9 protein-coding genes are annotated in these 9,001 nt (G+C 71.7%); 5 read left to right on the top strand and 4 right to left on the bottom strand.

Going from position 1 to position 9,001, the window contains the following annotated elements; translation table 11 throughout:
* The 5 genes from BHU15_RS25910 to BHU15_RS25895 form a co-directional block, all read left to right on the top strand.
* The coding region (locus BHU15_RS25910) for a scabin-related ADP-ribosyltransferase (RefSeq protein ID WP_069629400.1) at window positions 1–634 on the top strand (634 nt) is incomplete at its 5' end.
* Between the two features lie 278 nt (window positions 635–912).
* On the top strand, window positions 913–1,020 hold the full coding sequence (locus tag BHU15_RS42190; RefSeq protein ID WP_348538473.1) for a putative leader peptide: 108 nt from the start codon (window positions 913–915) through the stop codon (window positions 1,018–1,020).
* A gap of 95 nt (window positions 1,021–1,115) precedes the next feature.
* A complete protein-coding gene (locus BHU15_RS25905) occupies window positions 1,116–2,303 on the top strand; it encodes an LLM class flavin-dependent oxidoreductase (protein ID WP_069629399.1) in 1,188 nt (395 codons plus the stop codon).
* Between the two features lie 57 nt (window positions 2,304–2,360).
* Complete coding sequence (locus tag BHU15_RS25900; protein ID WP_069629398.1) at window positions 2,361–3,767, top strand: NtaA/DmoA family FMN-dependent monooxygenase; 1,407 nt, start codon at window positions 2,361–2,363, stop codon at window positions 3,765–3,767.
* A gap of 14 nt (window positions 3,768–3,781) precedes the next feature.
* On the top strand, window positions 3,782–4,924 hold the full coding sequence (locus BHU15_RS25895) for an LLM class flavin-dependent oxidoreductase (protein ID WP_069629397.1): 1,143 nt from the start codon (window positions 3,782–3,784) through the stop codon (window positions 4,922–4,924).
* Window positions 4,925–4,931: 7 nt separating this feature from the next.
* Here the strand turns inward: BHU15_RS25895 and BHU15_RS25890 are convergent, their stop codons facing one another.
* The 4 genes from BHU15_RS25890 to BHU15_RS25875 form a co-directional block, all read right to left on the bottom strand.
* Window positions 4,932–5,693 carry an ABC transporter ATP-binding protein gene (locus tag BHU15_RS25890; RefSeq protein ID WP_069629396.1) on the bottom strand — a complete coding sequence of 254 codons (762 nt, stop codon included), beginning with the start codon at window positions 5,691–5,693 and terminating at the stop codon, window positions 4,932–4,934.
* The gene (locus tag BHU15_RS25885; protein WP_079128377.1) at window positions 5,669–6,529 is read right to left on the bottom strand and encodes an ABC transporter permease; all 861 of its coding nucleotides are present in this window, start codon (window positions 6,527–6,529) and stop codon (window positions 5,669–5,671) included. The genes BHU15_RS25890 and BHU15_RS25885 overlap by 25 nt, the downstream gene beginning before the upstream one ends.
* A 71-nt stretch (window positions 6,530–6,600) precedes the next feature.
* Window positions 6,601–7,683 carry an ABC transporter substrate-binding protein gene (locus tag BHU15_RS25880; RefSeq protein WP_069629395.1) on the bottom strand — a complete coding sequence of 361 codons (1,083 nt, stop codon included), beginning with the start codon at window positions 7,681–7,683 and terminating at the stop codon, window positions 6,601–6,603.
* 260 nt (window positions 7,684–7,943) lie between these two features.
* A partial coding sequence (locus BHU15_RS25875) for a sulfite oxidase (protein ID WP_069629394.1) occupies window positions 7,944–9,001 on the bottom strand: 1,058 nt, incomplete at its 5' end.

Below are 9,001 nucleotides of genomic sequence, written 5' to 3'. Positions count from 1 at the left end.
ACGCGCCGCCCCGGCCGCCGCCGCGGCTCCCGCCCTCGACACCGCGCCCTGCGGCCCGGTCGGCGCGTACCGCGCCTGGGACTGGTGGCGTACGACGACCAACCCGCTCATCGCGGACACCGTCCGCCAGACCGCGGTCTCCGAGCGCTGGCAGTGGCGCCACGACACCAACACGCTGTGGCGGGGCGACACCCGCGAGAACGTGACAGACCTGTTCGAGCAGGGCTTCACGCCGCGCGGCGACGCGGTGATCCCGCTGGCCGAGTACATCGTCAAGGGCGGCGGCCAGAACAGCGCCCACGTCAGCACCACGTGTGAGAAGTGGGTGGCGCAGAAGTTCGCCACGTACGGCGCCGCGAAGACCGGCTGGGTGTACGAGATCGACGCGCCGGGCGGCATCGACGTGAACGCCACGGCGGCGCTCAACCGCTACGAGTCGCCGTACCTGTGGAACAAGGAGATCGACTTCCCGGGCGGGATCGAGGGCCGCTACATCAAGCAGGCGTGCAAGTTCCACCTGACCAGGACCGACCCGCAGACCAAGGTCAACACGTACGAGAACCTGGGCTGCAAGACCAACGAGCGGTTCCGCCCCGAGCGGCAGGCCGGCCTGGAGATGCCCGCCCAGCGCTGAGGCGGACGGTAACACCGGGTGGCCGTGGTCGGCAGGCGCGCCGACCACGGCCACCCGTCCGTGCGCGGGCCGGGATCAGGCCAGTTCCGTGGGGGGCAGGCGTGGCCCGTGGGGAGGATGGAGCGGCACCCGATCCCGGGCGTCGGCGACCAGATCCATCTGCTCGGCCTCGATACCGACCGGGTCTACGAGGAGCTCTGCCGCAAGAGCCCGTTCAACGTCGACAAGGACCGAGGGCGGCATTGTCGTGGACGGTGGTGCGGAGTTACCGTTCATGGATGTTCTCCCGGCGCCATATCGACCTGCTGCGCGTCGCCGGTGCGCTCTGTCCGGCGTACGGCGACGCCGCCTCGCGGCACACGGTCCCACCGCGCACCGCCCTCTGACGCGCCGCCTCCGCCGTTCCCGGCGGGGGTGAGAGCCGTCCGGGCGCGCGTGTCCACTCCGCCGAGTTCCCGGACAGCAGGAAGCGGTACCTCCCATGCCCGTTCCTCGCACACCCTTGTCCCGCGCGCCCCGCCATCTCCATCTCGCCGTCGCTCTCGACGGCGCTGGCTGGCATCCGGCCGCCTGGCGGGAGCCCGCCGCCCGCCCCGCCGAACTCTTCACCGCGCGCTACTGGTCCGACCTGGTCGCCGAGGCCGAGTACGGGCTGCTGGACTTCGTCACCTTCGAGGACTCCCTCAGCCTCCAGTCGACCCACCCCGACGGACCGGACGGCCGCACCGACCGCGTACGCGGCCGGCTCGACGCCGTACTGATCGCCGCCCGCGTGGCCCCGCGGACCCGATACATCGGGCTCGTCCCGACCGCGCTCGTCAGCCACACCGAGCCGTTCCACCTGTCGAAGGCGGTCGCCACGCTCGACCATGTGAGCGAGGGACGGGCCGGGGTACGGGTGCGGGTCTCCGCCCGGGCCGACGAGTACGCGCATGTCGGACGGCGTGAACAGCCGACCACCGCCGAGGAGTTGTTCGCCGAGGCGCGCGACTACGTCGAGGTCCTGAAGAGACTCTGGGACAGCTGGGAGGACGACGCGGAGATCCGCGACGTCGCCACCGGCCGTTTCGTCGACCGGGCCAAACTCCACTACATCGACTTCGAGGGCGCCCAGTTCAGCGTCAAGGGCCCCTCCATCACACCGCGCCCGCCGCAGGGCCTGCCGCCCGTCGCCGCGCTGGCGCACGACACCCTGCCGTACGAACTGGTCGCCTCCTGCGCCGAGATCGGGTTCGTCACGCCGCGCGACGCCGACGACGCGCGGGCGATCGTCGCCCGTGTCAACGACGCCCGGTCGGCGGCGGGCCGCCCCGACGAGAGCGTGCACGTCTTCGGCGACCTCCTCGTGTACCTGGACGACGCACCGGGCGCCGCCGCCGACCGCCGGGCCCGGCTGGACGAGCGGGCGGGCGCCGCGTACGTGAGCGACGCCCCCGTCTTCACCGGCACCCCCGCCGAGTTGGCCGACCTCCTCCAGGAGGGCCAGGAGGCCGGGCTCACCGGTTTCCGGCTGCGGCCCGCCGCGCTGCCGCACGACCTGGAGCGGATCACCCGGGGGCTGGTGCCCGAGCTGCGGCGCCGGGGCGTCTTCCGTACGGCCTACGGGGCGGACACCCTGCGCGGCCTGCTCGGACTGTCACGCCCGGCCAGCCGCTACGCCGCGGCCTGAGCCCCCCGCACTTCTGCCGGACTTCCCGACCCGTACGAGTCGAAGGACGCCTCTGTCATGAGTAAGCCCGTCAAGCAGATCCATCTCGCCGCCCACTTCCCCGGCGTCAACAACAGCACCGTGTGGAGCGACCCGGCCGCCGGCAGCCAGATCGACTTCAGCTCCTTCACCCACTTCGCCAGGACCGCCGAGCGCGCCAAGTTCGACTTCCTCTTCCTGGCCGAGGGGCTGCGGCTGCGCGAGCAGAACGGGGAGATATACGACCTGGACGTCGTCGGCAGGCCCGACACGTTCACCGTGCTGAGCGCCCTGGCCGCCGTCACCGACAAGCTGGGCCTGGCGGGGACCGTCAACTCCACCTTCAACGAACCGTACGAGGTGGCACGGCAGTTCGCCTCGCTCGACCATCTCTCGGCGGGGCGGGCCGCGTGGAACGTCGTCACCTCGTGGGACGAGTTCACCGGCCAGAACTTCCGGCGCGGCGGCTATCTCGCACAGGAGGACCGCTACGAGCGCGCCAAGCAGTTCCTGGCGGCGGCCTGGGAGCTGTTCGACTCCTGGCACGGGGACGAGATCGTCGCCGACAAGGAGTCCGGCCTCTTCCTCGCCCACCCGGATCCGGGCGGATTCGACCACCACGTGCGGGAGTTCGACATCAGCGGCCATTTCAACGTGCCGCGCGGACCGCAGGGCCGGCCCGTCGTCTTCCAGGCGGGCGACTCCGACGAGGGCCGGGAGTTCGCCGCGTCGGCGGCCGACGCGATCTTCACCCGGCACGGGACGTTCGAGTCCGGACAGGCTTTCTACGCCGACGTCAAAGGCCGGCTCGCCCGCTACGGCCGGTCTCCCGACGAGCTGAAGATCCTGCCCGGCGTCACCTTCGCGCTCGGCGACACCGACGCCGACGCGCGGGAGAAAGCCGCCCTGATCCGCCGGCAGCAGGTCAGCGGCCAGACCGCCATCCGGCTGCTCGAACAGCTGTGGAACCGCGACCTCAGCTCCTACGACCCCGACGGGCCGCTGCCCGCCGAGGACCCGGTCCCCGGCGAGAACACCGTCGCGCGGGGACGGGCCAGCGTGCGCATGCACCGCGACCCGCTCGCCACCGCCGCGCGCTGGCGGGGCATCGCCCAGGCGAAGAACCTCTCGATCCGCGACCTCATCATCGAAGTGACGGGCCGTCAGACCTTTATCGGCTCCCCGGCGACGGTGGCCACCGCGCTCAACGACTTCGTCCAGGCCGACGCGAGCGACGGATTCATCCTGACACCCCATCTGACACCGGGCGGGCTCGACGAGTTCGCCGACACGGTCGTCCCGCTGCTCCAGGAGCGGGGGGTCTTCCGTACCGAGTACGAGGGCGACACCCTGCGCGACCACCTCGGGCTCCGTAAGCCCGCGCCCGCGCCCGCGCATGCGCCCGCGACGGTGTCCGTATCCGCCGGCCGGACCGCCGCCCACTGACAAGGAGCACCATCGTGGCCACCACCACCCGCACCCCGCTCGCCGTCCTGGACCTCGTGCCGGTCTCGTCCGGCTCGACCCCGGGCCAGGCCCTGCGCAACAGCGTCGACCTCGCCCGGCACGCCGAACGCCTCGGCTACGCCAGACACTGGTTCGCCGAGCACCACCTCAACCCCGGCGTCGCCGGCACCTCCCCGGCGGTCGTCCTCGCGCTCACCGCCGCCGCCACCTCCACCATCCGGCTCGGCTCCGGAGCCGTACAACTCGGCCACCGCACCGCCCTGTCCACCGTGGAGGAGTTCGGGCTGCTCGACGCCCTGCACCCCGGCCGGTTCGACCTCGGGCTCGGCCGGTCCGGCGGGCGCGCGGAAGCGGCGACGCCCACGCCCGTGCCCGAGCACATCACTCCCGTCGTCGACGGCCGTACGCCGAACGGGCTGCGTATCCCGCGCCGATTCTCCGTCGCGAGCCTGCTGCGCTCCCCGCGCTTCGCCCTGCACCGGAAGCTGCTCCAGCAGCCGGGCGCCGAATCGCAGGCGTACGACGAGCAGATAGCCGACATCCTCGCGCTGCTGGCCGGCACCTACGCCACCGCCGACGGCATCGAGGCGCATGTCGTGCCGGGGGAGGGGGCCGACCTCCAGGTGTGGATCCTGGGCAGCAGCGCGGGCATCAGCGCGCAGGTGGCGGGGGCCAGCGGCCTGCGGTTCGCGGCCAACTACCACGTCAGCCCGGCGACCGTACTGGAGGCCGCCGAGGGATACCGGGCCGCCTTCAAGCCGTCCGCCGAGCTGGACCGGCCGTACGTCAGCGTCTCCGCGGACGTCGTCGTCGCCGAGGACGACGCCACCGCACGGGAGTTGGCGACCGGCTACGGCCTGTGGGTACGCAGCATCCGCAGCGGCGAGGGCGCGATCCCGTTCCCCACCCCCGACGAGGCCCGCGCGCACCGCTGGAGCGCGGCGGACCGCGAGCTGGTCGCCGACCGGACCGAAACGCAGTTCGTCGGCTCGCCCGGGAGCGTCGCCGACCGGTTGGAGGTCCTGCGCGACGCCACGGGGGCCGACGAACTGCTCGTCACCACGATCACCCACGGCCACGCGGACCGGGTCCGCAGCTACGAGCTGCTGGCCGAGGAGTGGGCACGGCGTAACTGACGTACCGTCAAGCGGCGTTCTCCTCCTGGGCCGTCGGGTCCACGCCCAGCTCCGCGAGCAGCCTCTCGCGCAGCGCGGCGTACGCGGCGCCGCCGTGCGCGCGCGGCGCGGGCAGCTCCACGGGGATGTCCGCGCCGATCCGCCCCCGCGCGAGGACGACCACCCGGTCCGCGAGGACGATCGCCTCGTCCACGTCGTGCGTCACGAGCAGGACCGCCGGGCGGTGCCTGGCACACAGCCGGCGCAGCAGCACATGCATCCGGATGCGGGTCAGCGCGTCCAGCGCGCCGAACGGCTCGTCGGCGAGGAGCAGTCCGGGCTCGCGTACGAGCGAACGGGCCAGCGACACCCGCTGCTGCTCACCGCCGGACAGCTCCACGGGCCACGCCTTCTCCCGCCCGGCCAGCCCGACCTCGGCGAGCGCCGCCCGGCCGCGCTCCAGCGGATCGGGCCCGTCGAGACCGAGGACGACGTTGTCGAGCACCCGCTTCCAGGGCAGCAGACGGGCGTCCTGGAACACGACGGACACCGGGTCGGGAGAGCTGAGTTCGCCGCTGCCCGTGACGTCGTGGTCGAGCCCGGCCAGCGCGCGCAGCAGTGTGCTCTTGCCGGAGCCGCTGCGGCCGAGCAGCGCCACGAACTCCCCGGCGCGGACGTCGAGATCGAGTCCGTCGAGGACGTCGCGGTCCCCGAAGGAACGGATCAGGTTCCGGATCCGTACGGTCGTGGGCGGGGCTTCGGCGGTCAGCCCGCCAGGGTGCGTCGCCATGACAGCGTCCTCCGTTCGACGAGACGTACCAGCGCGTCCGAGAGGAGCCCGAGGAGCCCGTACACGACCAGGCCGACGATGATGACGTCGGTCTGCCCGTACGTCCTGGCCAACTCCATCATGTAGCCGATCCCGCTGGTGGCGTTGACCTGCTCGACCACCACCAGCGCCAGCCAGGCACCGGTCACGGCGAACCGCATGCCCAGCAGGAACCCGGGCAGCGCGCCGGGCAGCACGACATGGCGCAGGAACGCCGTACGGCTCAGCCGCACCGTCTCGGCCAGCTCCACATAGCGGGTGTCGATGGTGCGCAGTCCGTTGTGCGTGTGGATGTAGACCGGTACGAAGACGCCCAGGGCGATCGTGATCACCTTCATGGACTCTCCGATGCCGAACCACAGGATCAGCAGCGGGATCAGCGCGAGGGACGGGATGGCCCGCTTGATCTGCACCGGACCGTCGATCACCCCCTCGGCGATCCTGCTGAGGCCCGAGACGAGAGCCAGGATCAGGCCCCCCAGGACGCCGAACAGCAGCCCGAGCGCGGCACGTTGGGCCGAGGTGGCGAGGTTGGACTGGAGCCGGCCGTTCTCGATCAGATCGCCGGCCGTCGTCACCACGGTCCAGGGGGCCGAGAGATTACGGGCGTCGATGAGGCCGGTGGCCGAGCCCGCCGCCCACACGGCGAGCAGCAGCAGCGGGCCCAGCGCCCAGCCGTACGGGACGGGGCGCCCCAGGCCGAGCCGCCGGCGCGGCCCGAGCCGACGGGAGGCGCGCCCCGGCGCGATCCCCGGCGGCCGGGTCGTCTCGGAGGCCGTCGCGGCGGTTGTCCCGATGACGGTCCCGCCCGTCGTGCCGCCGGTCAACCCGGCCTTCTTCAGGGTGACTTCCTCTGCGGCTTCCGTGCTCACGACCCCGCCCCTGTCTCGGCCCCGGTACCCGCGACCGCCTCGGCCCCGGTCTTCTCGAAACGCCGGTCGAAGAGGATCGCCGCGTCGAACGACTTCTGGTCCGTCTCCTTCGACAGCAGGTCGACCGTCTTCTGCTGGTTCGCGATGGTCTCCGTCCAGTCACCCGGAATCGCCGGGTGCCCGCCGGTCTTGACCAGATACTCGCCGTCCTCGCGCGACAGCCCCTGGTCCTTCACGTAGTAGCCCTCGATCCACTCCTTGGGATGCGTGTCGATCCAGACCTTGGCCTTCGCCCAGTACGTCACGAACTCCCGTATCGCGGCGGCCTTCTGAGGGTCACTCACCGAAGCGGTCGGCACCCAGAGATGGCTCGGGTCGTCCCGCAGCCCGTGCGGGATCGTCCTGCCGCCGTCCTTGCCGTACTTCGCCGGATAGCGCTTGATGTTCACCCCGCCGAGCGGCGCCGCGTCGACCTGACCGCCGCCGAGCGCGGTCGGATAGACGTCGCCGGTGCTGGGCAGTTCGACCAGTTTCACGTCTTCCTTGGTGAGCCCGGCCTTGGCCAGAATGCGCAGGACGAGCGCGCCCTGCGCCTGTCCCGGGCTGTACGCGATCCGCTTCCCGCGCAGGTCCGCGAGACTGTCGATGCCGGCGCCCGGCGCGATGCCCAGCTCGTATATCGGGTTCTTGATCGGGTCCGTACGGAACGCGGCGGCCACGAGCTTGGTGTCGAGCCCGGTCCAGTGCGCGTGGATCGACGGGATCTCGGCCGCCGAGCACACGTCCAGGGAGTTGGCCCGGAACGCCTCGGAGCACTGCGGACCGCCGCTGAGATTGGCCCACTTGACCTTGAAGGGGATTTTGTCGATCTGTCCGGAGAGCTTGAGCGCGACCTGGATCTCCGGACTGCCGACCGTGATCTCGGTGTCCGGATCCACCGTCTTCGGAATCTCGACGTCGGAGAGATCCTTCGAGGACGCGGTGGTGGTGGCGGTGTTGTCGGCGCAGCCGGTGAGTACGGCGGCCGACAGGGTCAGCACGGTGGCGAGCAGGACGGCAGCACGAGGCGTACTGGGCATGTCTTTCTTTTCCCGGTTCTCTGAATCGCTGGGACCTTCACGGAAAGTGGGGGCGTGTGAGGGTCAGCTACAGAGCGCGGTCGCGACGCGCATCAGATCGACGGCGCGTCGCTTGCTCAACCGCTGGGATCCGGACATGTCCGCGAAGCTAGCGGCGGTACGAAGCCAGGAGCAAGGGGCCCGGTACGAATGTGCGATACGGCAACAAGGGCTTCGTACCGCCGCTATACGCCCGAAACACAACCGGGCGGCCCGCGAGGTCAGCTCACCGTGACCGGGACCCTGATCACCGCGTCGAAGAGATAGCCCTGGGTGTTGGGCACCGAGCGTTCGGGCTGGGTGTTCCCCGCCGTGTCGGTGGCGCGCGCCAGCAGGTGGGTGCGCCCAGTGGCGTGCGGGCGCCAAGGGGCCGACCAGCGCACCCAGTTGTGCCGCCGCGGGGTGTCCCGCAACTGCGCGCGCTGCCAGCGCGCCCCGCCGTCGGTGCTGAACTCGACGTGGCGCACGGGCGCGTGGGCCGACCAGGCGCGGCCGGTCAGCCGGTGCGTGCGCCCGGCGGCCAGCACGGTGTCCGGTGCGAGTTCGAAGCCGGACTTGATGGTCTGCCGGGTCAGCGGGTCGCTGCCGCCGGGCGGGTAGGACGGGCCGAACAGCCGGTAGAAGTCGGTGTTCCAGGGCGAGGTCAGCGGCCCGGCGCTCACCTCGATGTCCCCGAGCCACTTGATGGAGGCGATCCCGACCCAGGACGGCACGACGACCCGGACCGGATACCCGTGGTCGTACGGCAGCGGCTCGCCGTTCATCTCGTACGCGAGGATCACGTCGTCCAGCGCCTTCGCGACCGGCAGCGGGCGCCGCACCCGGCCCAGGTTGACGCCCTCGGTGACATAGTCGGCGTCCAGCCCCCGGGGCATCACGTCGACCGCGTGCCCGCCGATCCCGGCGCGCCGCAGCACGTCGGAGAGCCGCACCCCGCGCCACCGGGCGACCCCGATCGCGCCCAGCGTCCAGGCGGTGCCGGAGGCGGCGTCGCCCTGCTGGGAGGTGTAGAAACTGCGGCCGTTGCCCGCGCACTCGACGGCCACGTCGCGGGTGACCGAGGGGAGCCGGCGCAGCTGGTCGTACGTGAAGCGGACCGGCCCGCCGCGCAGACCGCTGCCCCACACCGTCAGGGTCCAGGAACCCTTGTCCAGGACGGGTGTCGACGTGTGGTTCCGGACGAAGAAGCGCTCCACGGGGGTGTGGACGCCGGTGTCACGCAGGGCGGCGAAGTTGGCCTCGGCGTTGGTGCCGCGGACGGTGAACAGCTCGGGCGGCA

Source organism: Streptomyces niveus (genome assembly GCF_001723055.1).
In the GTDB taxonomy this organism is placed as follows: domain Bacteria; phylum Actinomycetota; class Actinomycetes; order Streptomycetales; family Streptomycetaceae; genus Streptomyces; species Streptomyces niveus.
This window is presented reverse-complemented; position numbering and strand designations above follow the sequence as displayed.

Excerpts from the sequence above, each read along its gene's own strand:
- BHU15_RS42190 (WP_348538473.1), top strand. The coding sequence starts at position 913 with ATGTTCTCCCGGCGCCATATCGACCTGCTGCGCGTCGCCGGTGCGCTC.
- BHU15_RS25905 (WP_069629399.1), top strand. The coding sequence starts at position 1,116 with ATGCCCGTTCCTCGCACACCCTTGTCCCGCGCGCCCCGCCATCTCCAT.
- BHU15_RS25900 (WP_069629398.1), top strand. The coding sequence starts at position 2,361 with ATGAGTAAGCCCGTCAAGCAGATCCATCTCGCCGCCCACTTCCCCGGC.
- BHU15_RS25890 (WP_069629396.1), bottom strand. The coding sequence starts at position 5,693 with ATGGCGACGCACCCTGGCGGGCTGACCGCCGAAGCCCCGCCCACGACC.
- BHU15_RS25880 (WP_069629395.1), bottom strand. The coding sequence starts at position 7,683 with ATGCCCAGTACGCCTCGTGCTGCCGTCCTGCTCGCCACCGTGCTGACC.